Genomic DNA, 17,770 nt, shown 5'->3' on the forward strand with positions numbered 1-17,770 from the left:
AAAAAACACGTTTATTTTGCCTTGTCAAAGATAACGTGTTTTTTTATTAGTTAAATGGTCTACGCTCGTTAAGCTATAGGGTTACGATAGTGAATATAACTGATAATGTGGGTATCGAAGAATGCACAGACATCCTATAACATCGTATCTACGCTGCGAGATATGCCCCTTGGTTAGCAAGAAGTGGTAGTCAGAAAAGAAGAAGCTCACTACCCTGCGAGGCTTAGCCCGTCGGATCCGGCGGATGTGCGCCTTAAGACTCTCGGGTTCGTAGATCGAACAACGTCAAAGAAAACTATGGAATGAAGATCACAAAAAACTAACAAATATCATTTTGAAACCAGAGAACATATAGAAACTATTGATTTGTTTTTAATTCAACTTAGTTTATTGTATTCCGCAGATATGAATCACTCAGTAATTTCTACACTTGAAGATGAATTCGTTAAAGAAATTAATGAAGAGACATTTCGTAGGTATCTTGTGGTAGTTCCGTATACGAAAAACTCTATTGCTTGGCATGTATGACATATTACAAGAATAGAAGGAGCTGGCATCCTATAACAATATGTTCATGCTTCAGGTCCATTCGGCCTTCGGTCCACCCGAGGCATTTCGGAGCAGCAGATTCAGGCGGACACACTCGCACCGGCTAACTGTGCAAGCGCAGCTGGACCCTTCGGTCCATAAGCCGGTGGGACGTCGTGAACACAAGAACGTTATATGAAACGTGATGGCTGCATGGTTGCCGCAACTGACAAAGGAGAACGAAACAATGAAAAAGTATATACTCTTCGATCATGATGGTGTTTTGGTTGATACTGAATTTTGGTATTACAAAGCGGGAGAACGCGCTTTGGCCGACATTGGATTTACCTTGGACAAAGATCAATACCTCCGTGACATGACCCAGTCATTGGGCACTTGGTCCCAGGCTAGGGCGGCAGGTATTGATGAACAGACCATCAGCAAGCAGCGTGATGTCCGTAACGTCTATTATCAGGAATATCTAAGAACAGAAGCTAAAGAGATTGAGGGTGTAGTTGAAACTCTAGCCGAACTGTCAAAGTACGTCCGCATGGCCATTGTTACTACTGCAAAACATGCTGATTTTCAACTTATTCATGAAAAGCGCCAGATTAGACAATTCATGGACTTCGTCCTTGTTCGCGAAGATTATGAGCACACCAAGCCACACCCGGAACCATACTTGACCGGCCTAAAGCGTTTCGGAGCTACTAAAGAAGAGACTCTGGTTGTAGAGGATTCGAACAGAGGGCTGAACTCTGCCGTAGCGGCTGGTATCGATTGTGTTATTGTCCATAATGACTTCACGAAAACGCATGACTTCTCGCAGGCCAGTTACCGAATTAAGACACTGATTGAACTAAAGGATATTATCCTGAATAAAATCTGAGCAGGTTTGTGACGAGGCAGGATGTTTCATTTTCAAGCATGGGAATCAAGAAGGTGTATTTATTTATAGATCTCTTATTAACCGACGAATTGTCAATCCAAGTGCGACACTTCTTCATTAAATGATTCGTGAGCTGTTTTCCAATCTAAACATTTCCTTGGTCTGTTGTTAATGAGATGGAGGGCATATTCTAATTCTTCCTCGGTCACCTCTGCAAAGTCCTTTCCTTTTGGGAAAAACTCTCGTAGGAGCCCATTTTCATTCTCATTGGAGCCTCGTTGCCATGAGGAATAAGGATCTGCAAAATACACCTTTATACCGTGTGACTCTTCCAGTTCACGAAAGCATGCGAACTCCTTACCACGGTCAACGGTAGCCGTTTGGAAGGTTCGGGCAGGGTACTGTGCAGCAGCTACACCTACAGCGATTTCCATTGATAATGAAGTGCGATCTGGCATTTTAATGGCGGTGTACAGTCTTGTTTTTCGCTCGATACATGTAGCGACACAAGCCTTGCTTTTTCTTCGGCTGGAGACGACCGTGTCCAGCTCCCAGTGCCCAAAGGTTTGCCTAGGACAGCTTGGGTTATCAGGGAGGATCTATGAAAAATAAAACTTTATTTGCTACTCTAATCATTATTTTTCTTATCTTTATGTTTGGAGATTCAATGACCACAACCCCAGGTCGAAGTTCTGGTAATGGAAACCCTGCAATATTGTTATTACTTCCATTGTCCATATTTTTCATAGTCTTGACCTTTCAATGGTTCATAGTCTTTAAGGATAAAATGATAAGCAAAAAAACAGTCATTATATTATCACTGCTAGTAATCTGTCATCATGTGATTGGAGTATATTATCAAATAATGAGCTTTCGAAGTTACCGCATTTTTTTGGCAAAAGTATACGAAGGGCAGTTTGGAACAACTGATTGGGATTATATTAATTCGATTACTTCAGGACTATCCATTCACATTAACAATCAATATTTTAATATAAATACATATTTATTGTTTTTGAGTCTTTCACTTTTTATTTGGTTGTTGAGTCAAATGATAATAAGTTGGCGGAGAAAGATGAGAGAAAAAAAGTGGGAATAAAATATAAATTTTAAGTTCCAGGAGATCAGTTGCATCTCTGATAACAAGAAATTCACGCTATGGGATGCACCCGTGATTGGAGAAGAAAAATAGCGAATAAGTACAAAATGGGACTTCATCGAAAGCCTCTAATCTAGATAAAGGGTTGCTCAATGACTTCAATAAATTCAGTCGCTCTGCTCCGTTAAGCCTCTCGGGTGGGTTCAGAAACACACAAACGTTATAGGAGATTACTGGTGATTTTTTAAGATAATATTTAAGGAGATAATTCATGAAAGGTAAAATATTCTTATTGTTTTTTGTTACGATAATGTTTTCATCTTGTCAAAATAATAGTCAATCGACTACGTTGAACAGCGAAACTAATTCAACAATGAATTCTGAACTGGAAATAGCTGAAGGTCAATCAGAACCTTCTAACAATGAAGTGTTATCCATGAGCATTGGGAACTATGATTTGAAAGGAGAATTTTATGATGAAATGATTCGAAATCCTATAGATCATGATTATGAAGTGGAATTTAATGAATTTCAAAATTCCAAAGAGATTATTACAACATTGAGATGGGGGGCGTTGGAAAGCAAATATACAGAGATTTGGGATAAAGAGTTGAATCAAATATATAAAAAGCTACTTTCTGAGTTGGATAGAGAACCAAGAGAAGCGCTAATTGAATCGCAGAAAGAATGGTTACAGTATCACTTAAGGGAAACAAAATTCGTAGAGAAGACATTTATTAATAATGGTTACCTTGGATCCCGAGGATCGGTAAGCCTAGGCACGGTTATACGGGAGAGAATTAGGGAAAGAACAATGCAATTATTTGAATATCGATATTTGCTAGATGGTAAAGTTGAGTTTGTATACCGAAGTGAAAAATAGAGTTGTAATCTTGATCAAAGTTTTTAGGCGATGCCTCGATGATAGTAACAGCGCATAACAATGTATTCACGCTGCGTGGGTACCATCCCTTGATTTTCAGATGTATAATCATGGAAGAAGACTCAGACAACAAACAACCTAGCCTAATATAAGAGCTATCTAAAGCTGGGTCGTTTCGTGAATACAAGAACGTTATGTGCAATTCGGGGATAAAACATATATCTAAGGAGAATTTTCATGGATGGAAACAATCAATTTAAGATTATAGATATTACAGGAATGAATCATCAAATTAGTCAACTCGTATCAATGATGAACTATGCAAGATTTACAACAATTAATGCAGTTCAAGGGCTAACGATTGATGAACTTGATTATTTAGAAGATCCAAATAGTAATACGATTGGTGCTTTACTGCTTCATATAGCTGCGGTTGAGATCGGTTTTCAAATTGAGATTTTTGATAATAGAACACCAAATGAGGAAGAATTAAAAGCATGGCTTGCAGCTTATGAACTAGGCGAAAAAGGACGGAATGAAATTAGAGGTAATTCTCTTGATTACTATTTAAACAAGCTTGAACAAGTACGCCTTAGAACTCTAAAAGAATTTAGACAAAAAGATGATAATTGGCTATATGAAGAGCGGAAATGGTCTGGATTACCTTCAAATAATTATTTCATTTGGTTTCATGTATTTGAGGATGAAATAAATCATCGGGGACAAATCAGATGGTTAAGACAGAGACTTCCTAGGCCAACTATAAAATGAATAGTAAATAATTTTGTAAGAAGATTCAAAGATGATCCGAACTTCACATAATATTATATTCGCACTTCGGGTTATTTACCCCTCGCTCCAAAAGAATTGAATTGATCTTACGGCGATCCGGCGGACACATCTGCAAGGACTAACCGCATCGCGGCCGAGCCTGTGACCCTTAAGTCGGTGGGAGTCGTGAATACACATACGTTATATGCAATCGGCGTAAAGCTATAAAAACATTAAAACAATATGAATATTGTACAAGATAGACTTTTCGCTAATATTGTGGCAAAAAGGATGATGTGATACGTGTTCAGACGTAAAAATACTAGAATACTTCTGGTTAATTTGTTTGGAATTGCTTTTCTAATTACAAGCAGTTTGACAATTTACTTATTCGTAACTGATAAGGCACACCCATACATAAGTGGATTATTAACTCTTTCTCTATTTGCATTTTTCCTAACTGTAGGAAATTATATAATATTGATTTTGAGAAAAAGCAGAAGATAAGAGAGTTGTTAAGATTGCAGAATTAATGAGAATGAAAAACTGATAATAAATAATTTCAAATAATCAAAAAATACGTATCCACACTATGTCGCTATCACTCCTTGTTCGGGTCCAAGATGGAGGAAGCCGTTCGTAGAAGATAATTTGCTTAAGTGAGCATAATTAGCCGAACAAACCTTCATAGCCTAACCACGTCGTGGCGTTCCCTTCGGTAACTGTAGGCAGTGAGGGATCGCGAATACCTGACGTTAAATGAATTTTGCTAAAGTCATATAAATCAAAGAGAACTAAAGATGATAAAACAAATGTATAAGTGCGAATTTAGTGTATTCGGAGACGATAATTTCATAGGAAATTTATTTCGTAAGGAAAAAACAGAAAGGAGGATTAACTAATATGAAAGATAGTCACTTAAGTAAATGGGAGAGAACAAGAACTAAGGGGAAGATAAAATATATTATTTTTAATGGAATCATTGGTTGGGGAGTTTCAACAGCTTTAATAGGTACGATGCTCATGACATTCGTGGGTACTAATCAAGATTTCTTTCATCTACTATTATTATCGCTGATTGCTTTTCCATTAGCTGGTATATTATTTGGAGTCTCGACATGGTATTGGTCGGAATCTATTTATCAAAAAAGTATAAATAACAAAGATAACTAATCTTACAAGTATTCAGGAGAAGATATGGCATTTTAGATAACAACGTATTTACGCCGGGTCCGTTTGTCCCTTGGTCTACTAAAAGTGATACAGGGATATAAATTATCAAACAACCCTGCAAGGCTAAGTGGAGAAGCAGCTCCGTCACGTTCTTTAAGCCTTTCAAGTTCATAGATACAACCAGTGTTACTACGAAACAGTTTGATTTTTTTAATCCCAATTCAAGGAGGAATGTATATGAGTAAGTATGATCTAGCTGCTATAAAAGCGGTCGAGTTAGTTTATCAAGGTGTTACTGATTCACCAGTTAAGGCATGGGACATGGCAACTTCAGAGCTGTTCGGTGAGGGATCATGGGGACATAAAAAGGGCTGTCCAAAGAATGCCTTTTTAGGCTTATGTGAAGAGGGATATATTCAAGGAATTCCAAAAGGTATATATAACACAAGAAGAAATTCAAAAAATAAGAATTATGCGATTAAGGCGACTGAAATAATAAAGGAACAACCTGAACTATTAGAAGATATTAAAAAGCTATGGTACAGAGTTAGTAATGGTAGTGGAAAGTCACACAATCACCAGATGGAAGTTGTAAAAGCTCTTTATAAGAAGAATTACATACGAGATGGTTACTGAATCGCATAAGAATATATTTACGCTGAGGGGCTACGTCTTTGGTTCGCAAGAATAGGAAGGCAGAGAAATTGATTTATCTTACAACCCTGCGAGGCCAGCTCAGCCGGACCCAGTGTGCGGTGCTCCCTAGATCTTCCAGGTGTATTTTCGAGGAAGTAGATTTAGGCAGACACATACATACATCCCCTAAGATAAGTGCTATCTAAAGGGGAAGATACGTCGCGAATACGCAAACGTTAGGTGAAATTCCTGAAAATAAACAAGAGTAATACTTTCTAAGGAAAGTTTGATTCTCTAGGGGGCAAATATGTATCTAATGTTAGGCATTTCCTTGTTGTTGACATTTTCATATAACCTAGTGGAGACCTGTGTAAGAATAACCCCTTTAAGAAAAATCGGGAAATATACTGTATTTGTTTGGGCTATGATCATATTGATCTCTGTTCCTTTTTTTAATGATAAGTATCTTTTTAAGATGCCAATTCATTATGAGAAGGCACTACCCATATTTGGATTTCTTATCTTGTTAAATATCGTATCATCCCGCTTCTCAGGATATAATCCGACAGGAAAGTATAATATAGTAAATTTTATAATTACTTATCCAATAATAGAGGAGATTATTTTTAGAGGATTGATATTGCCAAACTTAGAGCGGGTCTTTGTCTCATCCGAAATTATACAAATTTTTAGTATGCCTGTAACAACTCCAGTTATTGTTTCTGCGATTCTCTTCGCAATTTGTCACTTGCAGTATTATAAATTATCAGCGCAAAGTATCAGATTTATAATTTTTGCTTTCTCGGGTGGGATTTTGTTAGGAGCCATGACTGTGATGACACAATCTATTTTGTTTGCCCTCATATTACATATTGTATTTAATTCATTCTCAGTGATTTTTGCAAAGAGGATGTCGGAAAAATGAATATTTAAGTTTACTTGAGAGAGTCAGTTACCTCATCAAACATCACATTCCTACTGCGGGCATTCTCCCTTGATCGCTGATGAGTTGAAGAGGTGAAAAGTTAATCATTGAAGACCGTCACATGTCGATATGGCAAAAAAATCTCTTGGAGCACAAGCTTCAGATTACGAGTGATTGTGCGCTCGAACCAATAAGTCATATCATGATACCACTATTAAGATTGATGGTTTTCTGATTACAATAGGATTTGTCAATCCATGGTTTTCAACAGCGATTAAAAACACCACCTAACCGCATCGTGGCCGTCAAACGGACTTAAGGTAGTGGGACGTCGTGAATACAGAAACATTAGAGGAAATCTTCGCGGACAAATTCTTTTAAAAAGGAGGAAAGTGATGATTGAAATTTCAAATATTTCGTATGAAGACAAATCAGTTTTACAAAACTTAATTCAACTATATAGATATGATTCTAGTGAGTATGATGGTCATGTCCTTAATAAATATGGACTATACCAACATAAATATTTGGACCATCAGTGGACAGAAGAATACAGACGTGCATTTCTTATATATAAAGATGAAGAGTTAGCTGGTTTTGCTCTTATTATGCTTGGAGTACCGAGGGAGTTTGTTAAGCTAAGTGATGTTCAAGAAACTAATGTGATCAGTGATTTTTTTGTCTTACGGAAATACAGAGGGCAGGGTGTAGGAAAGCAGGCAGCATTTGATATATTTGATAAGTTTCCGGCCGCTTGGGAGATCAGACAAACACAGAGAAACCACGCAGCGAATCAATTTTGGAATAAAGTAATAAATGAATATACAAAAGGAAGATATAAGGAAGAATATTTAAATGGAAGTTGGGACGGTCCGGTGCAGTGTTTTCAAAGTAATAAGTATGATTAGTAGGTTTTCAAGGATGGTGATACATCCTCTAACAACATATGTACGCAGCAGGCTTTGCCGTTGGTTCGCGTGAAGAGGTAGGCAAAAGAAGATGATTCAGCTCACAACCCTGTGAAGCTAAGTCCGCAGGGCCCGGAGTATTCGCGCTTTAAGCCTCACGGGTTCGTAGATACAAGAATTATAATGCGAAAGACAAAAGCTAATTTATTAATGGGGGGCTGTTCATGGAAGAAATTATTCGCTTTTACGATGTTGTTGATGAAGAATTACGATTTCAAAGAAATTCTAGAAAAATTGAGTATTTAACTACCTTAAGAGCATTAGAGGAAGTTATTCAAAATCAATCGAGCATACTTGAATTAGGAGCTGGAACAGGAGCATATTCTTTTTACTATGCTAATGAAGGACACGTAGTTACAGCACTGGATGTTACACCAAGTAATATAGACAAAATAAACGAGAAAAAAGCCGATTATAAAAATATTAGTTTGGAGGGAATTGTCGGAGATGCCACGGATCTAAGCCAATTTGAGTCAGGGGCTTTTAATACAGTTTTATGTTTCGGACCTTATTATCATATAATTGACGATGATGCGAGACGCACATTAATTGAGGAATCATTAAGAGTATTATCTTCCGGCGGTATATTAGCAATAGCCTATATTAATAAGTATTCAGTGGTTCCAATGCTTGTTAGGAAGATACCTGAATTCATTAATGAAGGCACAATTAGTAAAGTAGTGGACATCGGAAGTTTAAAGGGAAGGGACCCAGAATCATTTTGGACAGATTCACATTATACAACCCCCGTAGAAATTGAAGAATTTATGAACCAATTTGATGTTTCTATAGTAGATCATTTAGGGACAGATGGATTAAGTCACACTCTTAGTAATGAGGTAGATGAACTATCTGAACAGAAGTTTGAGATTTATAAAAACTATCATTTTAAGACTTGTAGAGAAAGAAGTATTCTTGGAATTAGCTCGCATGGATTAATAATTTGTAGGAAGAACTAAGGATGAATAGGGTATCACAGAATGTCATTGACATAACATAGTATCTACGCTGCGGGTTCTGCCTTGGTTCGAAAGAAGAGGTAAGCAGAGAGATGGACAGCTCACAACCGTGAGAGGCTGAGTTCTTCGTTGGACAAGGTAGCTGGAGCTCTCTTAAGCTTTTCGAGTTCGTAGATACCTAAACCGTTTTGGGCAATTACTTGCTGAGCTAATGGGAAGGGGAATTTCCAAGTAGATGATTTCATTTATTATATCAATATTGATGTATGAATCTCCCAGAGTTGTTTTTACTAAAGAAGAAATCGAGAAATACGAAGAACTATCAAAATCTCTTAATGAAGGAGGATTAATTGATTATTCTTTACAGTACCAAAAGTACCGTTTTCTAGAGTATTTATCATTGAAAGGAAACTATGTATTTCACGGTTCTAATAACAACAATATCGAAAGATTTGAACCACGCAAACAGACGTTGTACAACAATGAACTTACTACAGCGGTGTTCGCAACGACAGAACCAATATGGTCTATTTTCTATGCAGTATTTAATCGAAGTGCATTAATCGGGAGTTTTCGAAATGGATGTATTATAGGACGAAGTAAAAAGTACCATTATTATTCAATAAATGAATCTACAATAAAGAACAATCCTTGGACGGATGGCATGCTGTACATACTACCTAAAGATAAATTTCATATGTCTGGACAAGGGAAAGTGCAATTTGATGAGTGGATTTGCAATGAATATGTAACTCCAATAAGCAAGATAAGTGTATCCTTATCAGATTTTTATTTCTTAAATATAGTAGCAGTTCACAAAGATAATGAGTCATTGTTTAGTACCTGGATGTTCTATAAAGCACGAACTTTATTGGCGAATTCAAAGAGGGCAAGTAACAACTTATAACAATGTATCTACGCTGCGGAAAGCCTCCTTGTCACGACAGATGCCGTAGGCAGAGATGTGAATTCAGCTCACAAACCTGCGAGGCTAAGTCGGTCGGACCCGGCGCATTCGTGTCTTAAGATTCTCGGGTTCGTGAATACAAGAACGTTTGGTAAAATTACTGCAATTGGTTGTTAGGAATGTGGATTCAAGAAGAACCTGATAAAGTGAGATGATAGAATGTATGCTGTTGAATTGTTTTTTGAAGAGGAATTCGAGAAATACGTTAAGAATATCTGGAAGGGATTGAAAGACCAAAACATAAGTTCAAACATGTATGACATCAGTTATTTAAAACCACATATTACTATGGCGGTATATAGTGATATTCCGTCTATAGAATCAATTTGCAGACGATTAAGTACTTATTTTGATAGTGTTATAGAACTTGAATTGAAGTTTGATGTCCTGGCCTCATTTCCTACAACAGGGACATTATTTATAGATCCAACAGTTACGGAAGACTTGCTTAAGATGCATAAGAAGTATCATGCGGAATTTAGTGACTTGTTTGAATTTTCTAACCCCTATTATATTCCTAATAATTGGGTTCCTCATTGTACTCTTGCTATAAGACTTTCTCCGGAACAGATACTAGATGCAATGAAATATTGCTATAAAGATTTTGTGCCTTTACGAAGTAAGGTCATAGAAGTTGGGATCGTGAAATTAGAGTATGATTCAAATAATGTATGTATAAGTAGTTCAACCATTGCTTCAAACAAATTAAAGGTGAAGACTAATTTATAGGTTATCAAAGAGGTTGGCATCATTACCTAACTAAGCATTCTTACATTGTCGCTGTCGTTCCTTGGTCGCTAAGAGGGATATCTAAGAAGCAGATTCAGGCAACACAGTCAACCGGCTAAGTCTGACGACCCGGTGGCTATGCTATATTAAGTCGCTTGAACGTCAGGAATGCCAAAAGGTGAAATACCTCGAGAGAGTGAGATTAATCAAACCAGGAGGACAAATATGGTATTTATTATAGTCGTTATAGTAATAGGATTTGCTGGTGTTATTGGAAATCAAAATTCAGCATTAAGAAGAATGGAATCGATTCAAAGATCTTTGGATGAAATAAATCAGAAAATACGTGATGAAAATTAAGTCAATATGGACTAATAAATAAAGAGAGTCGATAGTATATGCGAATAAGTCGGGAACATCACCTAACAATATATGATTCACGCTTCGAGCCATTCGCCGCTCGGTCCGGACTGATGAAATTGGCAGGGAAGTTGAAGTTTCCTGACAAATCCGATTACGTCGGACTTCGTTGAATACGGAAAGTTATGCATAATTATCGTGAATACTTGAAAGCGTTAGAACATTGTAGAAAACCAAATAAATTTAAAGGTGGATCAAGAAATTGAATTATCCACATATTGAAACAGATCGATTGATCATGAGAGAACTAACGTTAAAAGACGCAGAAGCAATATATAGACATTTTTCAATACCTGAGGTTATAAGATTTATGGATATTGACGTATGTAAAGATTTAAGAGAAGCAGAAGAGATTATTGCATTTCATATTGATGATTCAGGTTGTAGATATGGCTTGTATAGTAAAGAAGATAATGATTTGATTGGGACATGCGGGTTCCATTGTTGGATAACTGAAAACGAGGAAACCAGAGCTGAAATAGGATTTGATTTGTCACCAAGATATTGGGGAAGGGGATTCATGCAAGAAGCTTTGAGTGAGATGCTTGATATTGGATTTGAATTGATGAAGTTAGACTATATAGAGGCAACAACTGAGATCCAAAATGTTCAATCTCAGAAGCTATTGAAGAAAATGAATTTTACACAAGAGGGATTAAAGAATGATTTGATGTATTTTACATTGAGAAATCGAAAAAACAACGATTAAGTACCTAATAGAGGACAATAACTACGCATAACACAGTATTCACGTTGCGGGGGCAAGCCCCCTTGATTCTCCGAGGTTATAAAGTTGGAAGTAACACAGGCGAATAACAATACGAGGCTGAGTCTTCGACTCGGCACGATACGTCTTAAGCCTCTCGGTTTGTGAATGCAAGAAAGTTAGGTGAAATGAATGCAAACTATTTAGAAAGTTAAATCAGAGGAGAGTAAAGGGTGAATCAAACTACTCGTAATATTTTTGTTTTTACTATAATTGTTGTTCTTTGTGGATGGTTAGGTGTTTTTGTTGATTCATTTCTCACAGAGCAGCCAGAAGGAAATACGCTTGGTATGGGGATATGGCTAGTGTTCCCGATGTTGACGGCAATTGTGCTCATATTATATTCAAAGATCAGTTGGAAAGAAATTGGGATTAAACCGAATTTTAAAGGGAATCTAAGATGGTACTTGATTTCTGTTTTGATTTTTCCTGCTGTAACAGTAACTATATTAGTCATCGGTAATGCATTTAAATGGATTGACATGTCAGAACTTAATCTTAGGACTTTTACTGGAGTGTTCTTCAGTACAATATTAATAGGGTTTATTAAAAATATCTTTGAAGAGACGGTTTGGCGTGGTTTTCTAACCTCGCAACTTGTGAAGTTAAATCTTACTGATTGGAAGATCTATTTATTAGTTGGTTCTGTGTGGGGGATATGGCATGTCCCATACTACATGATGTTTCTACCTGAGACTGATATGCAGGTTGTGTTACCTGTAAGTCGAATTATTTTTACAGTTGTTGCAATTTTGACAATGATATGTTGGTCCATCATGTTTATCGAACTTTATAGGATAACGAATTCAATTTGGCCGTGTGTTCTATTACACACAGTAGAAGATTCATTGATTAATCCTTTAGTAATCTCAGGATTCATTAGTATCTCTTCCGGGAAAGAAATTGTTATTTCTCCTATCTGTGGAGTCATTACTTCTCTCCTCTACCTAAGTGTTGGGCTGGCGATAAAAGCTAGTAGAAGAAGACAAACCAAAGTACAATCGACTGTCTGTTGATACTTAGTATAAATTATCCATGTCCTAAAGCAACTTAATATTTAGATTGGGTATACTATTAGATCCCACTTCACTTAAGAAAGCAGTAACATTATCGAAAGAACTTCACAACGGAAATGGTAGTGATGAACCTGCGAGAAATTAATAACATGGATTACGTTTCAACAAATTGGAGGTTACTGCATGGAAGTGATTTTCAAAGATTATCTAATTAGTGATGACAAGTCGAAAATTGATATTGAAGTAGTTGTTGAGTATTTAACTAGAAGCTACTGGGCAAATAAGAGATCAATAGAGAAGATAAAGAAATCAGTAGAGTTATCGAAATGTTATGGAGTATACCACGAAGGAAAGCAAATAGCTTTTGCTAGAATAGTAACCGATTGGGCAACAATTTACTATTTGTGTGATGTTTTCGTGTTAGAAGAATATCAGTCTAAGGGTATTGGAAAGAAATTAGTTGAATCAATTATTAATTCTAAAGAACTTGAGTGGACTACTGGATTACTTGGTACTAAAGACGCTCATGAACTATATAAACAATACGGATTTGAGAGAAATTCTGAAACTTATATGAGAAGGGCACCGCAAGCAAGACTTAAAAATGTTTGAATGTATTTGGAAGAAACCATACGAATCATCAAACTGAATTCCACTGCGAGCTTTTTCTGCACGAGGCATGCGAGGAAGAATAAACAGGTAGATACACCTGCAGCACGTAACCGCGTTGCAGCGGGTACTCTTGCCATTAAGGTGTTAAGGCGTCGAGAATACCAGAAAGTTAGATGAAAGACGTGTACCATAATTGAAAAATTACACTTATGAGAGAAGTGACTTAAATAATGATAAGACCATTCGTTGCAAAAGATGATTTAGGGGAATGTATTAACCTATTGCTTAATGTGTTTAATAACGAACCTTGGAATGACAATTGGACATTCCAAGGTGCTGAAAAATATCTACTGGATTATATTGAAACTCCTGGATTTAAAGGTGTTGTTGCTGAGGAAGAAAACAAAATCAAAGGCTTCATATTTGGTTTTCGCAAGCGCTGGTGGGAAGCTGATGAATTTTACGTTAATGAAATGTGTGTGGAAATTAGTGAACAAAGAAATGGAATAGGAACTAAATTAATTAAATATTTAGAAAATAGTCTGATAACGGAAGGAATAGAGAATATAACATTATTGACCGATCGAGGAATCCCGGCTGAAGAGTTTTATAAGAAAAACGGATTTAGTGAAATAGAGAGAATTATATTTTTGCACAAGAGAATCAATTGATTATTATGCTATTCAAGCCTAAGGAAGCTCAAGGGACAGTTGCAGGCAGACATATCGATTCCCTTAAGACAAGAGCTATCTAAGGGAATCGACGTTAGAAACACAATGACGTTACCAGAAAACATTCGAAGCGAGAAAGATCATGAACGAGATGTAATTTAAATTAATGGAGGTTGAGTTTAATGTTTTATAGAAGAAAATTTTATATAGTTAACAATGATTTCGTGGATATCCTTAATAAACATTTCATAGAAACCAATTTACCGAATCAATTGAGCAATGGAGCTCGTTTAGTAGGGAGATGGATGGCTCCAAATTCAGAGACAACAACTGAAATATTCGCTATTTGGGAATATGACAGCTATGAAAAATATGAAGAAATCGAACGGAATATTAGGAGCAATAGTGAACATCTGAAGAAAATTAACGATTGGTATGAAACCCATGGTGGCAGAGAACGAATATATAAAGAATGCGTCATTGAAGTGAAAAATGAAGAACTCATTTCAACATTATTAGACTGAGATGATTAGGGCCTGACATCGATGCATGACTTCCAATTTTAAGATCAAGAAGCTATTTATTATTATGTCATGAAAGGTTTTTAAGTAGTTGTAGAATTTCGAATGTATCAGATAACAACATATTATCGTTCCGGTCGATTCGGTCCTCTTTAGATTTCTATTTTTCTAGCGAACATTACAACAAAATTGTAGTATTTGTATATACAATCTACATCTGAAAATCCAGCTTCGGTTAGCCATTGTAACTGATAATCAAGAGTAGACATTCTATCAAGTTTTGTTCTTTCCATCGCGGATGATATTTCAACTAGGTCTAGTCCTGAATTTTCAATATGCTTTTTCCAATCTGATTTGTAAAGGCTCTCTAAATAGTCAGTATTCCCAAGGACTTGATCCACGTTAATAAAAATGCTGCCAGGTGTCATTATGGAATACAGTTTCTTAAACAACTCCTGCTTTTCAGAATCGATCATGTGATGTATAGAAAGTGAAGATATTACTAAATCGTATAGTTCACTGTAGTCGAATTTAGTGTAGTCACTTGCGATGTATGTAATGTTGGAATGGTCGCTGAATCTTGCTCTAGCAATCTCAAGCATACCATCGGAAAGATCAATTAGTGTTAGCTTTGAGTTGGGGTATTTTTCAAGAATAAAGCTAGACATGAGTCCAGTCCCTGCACCCAAATCTAAGACTGAGGGAGTATCATTCTCTAGAACTGCTAGTGCAGCAGCAATCCTATAAAGATCTTCAAAGCAAGGAATAAGTTTCTTTCTTTGTTCGTCATACCTTTGTGATACCTTGTTAAATTGTGTTCTTATATCGGCCCTGTCATTATTCATCTAATCACTCCTCCATTCTCCATACCATGTTATAGTGTAATTCAACCGGCATCCAATATATGTAACTAATAAATCTGATAGACAGTATCTATAAATGGGTGTTTGTGACATTGTACTGTTGGTAATGTAAGCAATAATAGCGACTTTACAACAACATAACTACATCACAAGCGTATTAATTCATTGGTCTACTTGAGGGGGCTTGGGAAAGATGGTTCAGACAGACAACCATGCGAGTCGCAGTTCGCCGGTCACTCACTCCTTTAAGGCGTTTGGGTTCGTAGATACTAGAATCATTGTCTGGATATAGATACTGAAATATGGAAATAGGAGATGTACATATGAAATTCAAAGGAAACAGGATTACTCTTTCAAGTGTTACGAAGGAAGATTTAGGCTTCTTATGTGAGTTAGAATGCAATAAAGACGTTTGGCTCTTTGAAGAGTTTGTGGAGAACGATCATAATGTTGTTAAGTCTAAGTATTTAGAACAAATGTATTCAAACACACACGTTGATTTTATCATGACAATAGAAACAGACAACGAAATAAAGCGAATTGGATTGGTTCAGATTTGGAGTTATGTAGCCCATAGAAATAGCTGGGAACTTGGTTTTGGTATCCTTCCAGAGTATCAAGGATATGGGTATGGATATGAAGCGGTTAAGCTCTTAGTTGATTATGTATTTAAGGAACTAGAAGCTTCTAAAATAGTAGGAATGTGTAATAGTCTCAATCAGCAATCGATCAACCTCATGGAGAAATTAAAGATGACAAGAGAAGGTACATTCAAGCAAGAATTAAAATGGAATAATGAATGGCATGATCAGCATTTTTATTCGATTTTGGTTAGTGAATGGGAAAATTTAATAAATTAAGGTGTTAGGAAATCAAGAAACATCAACATCCGATAACATAATATACGAGTAGCGGCTGAGCGGGTCGAAGTTGCTCCCTTATGGCTTTCGGGGTTTAATAGTGGTAGAAATAAGAACGTTATACGTCTGACTGAATTAAGAATTAAATGATGTTTTGAATAAAAGTAATCTCGTATTTTTAAAACTTGTAGAAAGGAAGAAATATTATGAGTTGTGAGAAAGCATTAGAACAATATATTGAAGCAACAAATACACATGAATTTAGTAACGTCAAGAATATGATAGATGATAATGCAGTATATTGGTTTACTAATAAAACATGCGTAACACTAAATGAAATTCAGGAATATTTTGAAGCATCATGGGATTTGGTGAAAGATGAGGTATATTCACTGACTGATATTAATTGGATAGCTGTAGATGAAAATTCAGCAACATGTATTTATACATATCACTGGGAAGGATTTATAGACGGGAAATTTGTATCAGGCAAGGGACGCGGGACGAACGTATTTGTGAAAATAAGTAATGATGTTTGGAAAATAGCACATGAACATTTGAGTACTTAATGATAAGATCTCGAAAGAAATTCTTCTTGGGTTCGTGAATACGCTAACATGATAAGAAATTAGCACAAAAAAATCCGGAAATATTTAAAACATAACTGGTATGTGAACTTGAATTATAGGGGTGGGAGAATGGAAAAGGATATTGCATTGAAGTATTCGGATAAGTTCAAAGCATTACTAAAACTGCAGAACGAAGTAAAAGGCATTCATCCATTGCTAAATGATCATTTTCCAATTGCGATTGTTGAGGATAAACAACTACACATCTTTGAATATAAAAATGAAAGATACAGTTTATCACATATTGTACCTGATACTATGAATTTACCAGTAGGAGTCAGAGCTGCGTTTCCGCTGGAGTGTGTGCAGAATCAAGTAGTTGTCGTTGTAACGGGAGAGGTGTTTGACACTGTTAGTGAGCAAGTCATTATTTTTCATGAGTTTGTGCATTGTTACCAGTACCAAACATGTGAAATTCAATTGAGGGAACATATTGATATAGCTAAACGATCAGTAAAAACAAATGATTCATGGGAATTAAACTACCCGTTCCCTTATTCGGACAATCAATACATTGAACTTACAAGATCTTTATTTGAAAGTGTTGATAAAAAAGATGCTAGGTTAATTGGCTCGACAAGAAGAAAACTTAAAGAATGCTTGACTACTGAGCAAGTCGAATATATGGTTTGGCAAGAATGGAAAGAAGGATTTGCAAGATATATTGAAAATCAGATCAAGTTTTTCCTGGGAATTAGCATGAATCATGGAGGGAGGAATGAACCTTACAGTCGTACTACCTTTTACGAGATGGGTTCACAATTGATTGAACTTATCGTCCAAGCTTCGCCTAATTCACTTTACAAAATTGAAGAGCTCTATTACGCATTGAAAGATGATTTGTATTTTGAACAAATTGAAGAAATATAAGGAATTGTGTATGTA

The 17,770-nt window shown here is 36.2% G+C and carries 21 protein-coding genes and 1 pseudogene; 20 read left to right on the plus strand and 2 right to left on the minus strand.

Annotated elements, in window-relative coordinates; translation table 11 throughout:
• Window positions 1-733: 733 nt before the first annotated feature.
• Complete coding sequence (locus H9647_RS14290; RefSeq protein WP_225229297.1) at window positions 734-1,417, plus strand: HAD family hydrolase; 684 nt, start codon at window positions 734-736, stop codon at window positions 1,415-1,417.
• A gap of 92 nt (window positions 1,418-1,509) precedes the next feature.
• On the opposite strand, the pseudogene H9647_RS14295 reads toward H9647_RS14290, so the two are convergent.
• A pseudogene (locus H9647_RS14295) lies at window positions 1,510-1,989 on the minus strand (IS30 family transposase); the annotation flags it as partial.
• Between the two features lie 29 nt (window positions 1,990-2,018).
• Here H9647_RS14295 and H9647_RS14300 point away from each other — a divergent pair.
• From H9647_RS14300 to H9647_RS14370, 16 genes are all read left to right on the plus strand, one after another.
• Window positions 2,019-2,516 carry a hypothetical protein gene (locus H9647_RS14300; RefSeq protein ID WP_191801047.1) on the plus strand — a complete coding sequence of 166 codons (498 nt, stop codon included), beginning with the start codon at window positions 2,019-2,021 and terminating at the stop codon, window positions 2,514-2,516.
• 271 nt (window positions 2,517-2,787) lie between these two features.
• Window positions 2,788-3,399, plus strand: coding sequence for a lysozyme inhibitor LprI family protein (locus H9647_RS14305; protein ID WP_191801049.1), 612 nt, complete (start codon window positions 2,788-2,790; stop codon window positions 3,397-3,399).
• Between the two features lie 237 nt (window positions 3,400-3,636).
• Window positions 3,637-4,170, plus strand: coding sequence for a DinB family protein (locus tag H9647_RS14310; RefSeq protein WP_191801051.1), 534 nt, complete (start codon window positions 3,637-3,639; stop codon window positions 4,168-4,170).
• Between the two features lie 903 nt (window positions 4,171-5,073).
• Window positions 5,074-5,343, plus strand: coding sequence for a hypothetical protein (locus H9647_RS14315; RefSeq protein WP_191801053.1), 270 nt, complete (start codon window positions 5,074-5,076; stop codon window positions 5,341-5,343).
• 237 nt (window positions 5,344-5,580) lie between these two features.
• Window positions 5,581-5,979: a DUF6979 family protein gene (locus H9647_RS14320; RefSeq protein WP_225229298.1), complete on the plus strand. Its 399-nt coding sequence runs from the start codon at window positions 5,581-5,583 to the stop codon at window positions 5,977-5,979.
• A gap of 316 nt (window positions 5,980-6,295) precedes the next feature.
• On the plus strand, window positions 6,296-6,904 hold the full coding sequence (locus tag H9647_RS14325) for a CPBP family intramembrane glutamic endopeptidase (protein WP_191801056.1): 609 nt from the start codon (window positions 6,296-6,298) through the stop codon (window positions 6,902-6,904).
• Between the two features lie 395 nt (window positions 6,905-7,299).
• Entirely contained in the window at window positions 7,300-7,812 is a 513-nt protein-coding gene (locus H9647_RS14330; RefSeq protein ID WP_191801058.1) for a GNAT family N-acetyltransferase, read from the plus strand.
• Between the two features lie 224 nt (window positions 7,813-8,036).
• The gene (locus H9647_RS14335; protein ID WP_191801060.1) at window positions 8,037-8,831 is read left to right on the plus strand and encodes a class I SAM-dependent methyltransferase; all 795 of its coding nucleotides are present in this window, start codon (window positions 8,037-8,039) and stop codon (window positions 8,829-8,831) included.
• 235 nt (window positions 8,832-9,066) lie between these two features.
• Window positions 9,067-9,738: a hypothetical protein gene (locus H9647_RS14340; RefSeq protein WP_191801062.1), complete on the plus strand. Its 672-nt coding sequence runs from the start codon at window positions 9,067-9,069 to the stop codon at window positions 9,736-9,738.
• 219 nt (window positions 9,739-9,957) lie between these two features.
• Entirely contained in the window at window positions 9,958-10,527 is a 570-nt protein-coding gene (locus H9647_RS14345) for a 2'-5' RNA ligase family protein (protein ID WP_191801064.1), read from the plus strand.
• 225 nt (window positions 10,528-10,752) lie between these two features.
• Window positions 10,753-10,887 carry a hypothetical protein gene (locus H9647_RS26015; RefSeq protein ID WP_263621321.1) on the plus strand — a complete coding sequence of 45 codons (135 nt, stop codon included), beginning with the start codon at window positions 10,753-10,755 and terminating at the stop codon, window positions 10,885-10,887.
• Between the two features lie 298 nt (window positions 10,888-11,185).
• Window positions 11,186-11,656: a GNAT family N-acetyltransferase gene (locus H9647_RS14350; protein WP_191801066.1), complete on the plus strand. Its 471-nt coding sequence runs from the start codon at window positions 11,186-11,188 to the stop codon at window positions 11,654-11,656.
• A gap of 230 nt (window positions 11,657-11,886) precedes the next feature.
• Window positions 11,887-12,729: a CPBP family intramembrane glutamic endopeptidase gene (locus H9647_RS26175; protein ID WP_318245312.1), complete on the plus strand. Its 843-nt coding sequence runs from the start codon at window positions 11,887-11,889 to the stop codon at window positions 12,727-12,729.
• A 183-nt stretch (window positions 12,730-12,912) separates the two neighbouring features.
• Entirely contained in the window at window positions 12,913-13,341 is a 429-nt protein-coding gene (locus H9647_RS14360) for a GNAT family N-acetyltransferase (protein WP_191801068.1), read from the plus strand.
• A gap of 230 nt (window positions 13,342-13,571) precedes the next feature.
• Window positions 13,572-14,012 carry a GNAT family N-acetyltransferase gene (locus H9647_RS14365; RefSeq protein WP_191801070.1) on the plus strand — a complete coding sequence of 147 codons (441 nt, stop codon included), beginning with the start codon at window positions 13,572-13,574 and terminating at the stop codon, window positions 14,010-14,012.
• 182 nt (window positions 14,013-14,194) lie between these two features.
• On the plus strand, window positions 14,195-14,536 hold the full coding sequence (locus H9647_RS14370) for a cytoplasmic protein (RefSeq protein ID WP_191801072.1): 342 nt from the start codon (window positions 14,195-14,197) through the stop codon (window positions 14,534-14,536).
• A gap of 149 nt (window positions 14,537-14,685) precedes the next feature.
• Here the strand turns inward: H9647_RS14370 and H9647_RS14375 are convergent, their stop codons facing one another.
• Entirely contained in the window at window positions 14,686-15,378 is a 693-nt protein-coding gene (locus H9647_RS14375) for a class I SAM-dependent methyltransferase (RefSeq protein ID WP_191801074.1), read from the minus strand.
• Window positions 15,379-15,719: 341 nt separating this feature from the next.
• Here H9647_RS14375 and H9647_RS14380 point away from each other — a divergent pair, with 341 nt between their 5' ends.
• From H9647_RS14380 to H9647_RS14390, 3 genes are all read left to right on the plus strand, one after another.
• On the plus strand, window positions 15,720-16,256 hold the full coding sequence (locus tag H9647_RS14380; protein ID WP_191801076.1) for a GNAT family N-acetyltransferase: 537 nt from the start codon (window positions 15,720-15,722) through the stop codon (window positions 16,254-16,256).
• A 206-nt stretch (window positions 16,257-16,462) separates the two neighbouring features.
• The gene (locus H9647_RS14385) at window positions 16,463-16,825 is read left to right on the plus strand and encodes a YybH family protein (protein WP_191801078.1); all 363 of its coding nucleotides are present in this window, start codon (window positions 16,463-16,465) and stop codon (window positions 16,823-16,825) included.
• Between the two features lie 129 nt (window positions 16,826-16,954).
• Window positions 16,955-17,755, plus strand: a complete 801-nt coding sequence (locus tag H9647_RS14390; protein ID WP_191801080.1) for a hypothetical protein — start codon at window positions 16,955-16,957, stop codon at window positions 17,753-17,755.
• Window positions 17,756-17,770: the final 15 nt, after the last annotated feature.

Source organism: Paenibacillus gallinarum, assembly GCF_014836635.1.
Classification (GTDB): domain Bacteria; phylum Bacillota; class Bacilli; order Paenibacillales; family Paenibacillaceae; genus Paenibacillus; species Paenibacillus gallinarum.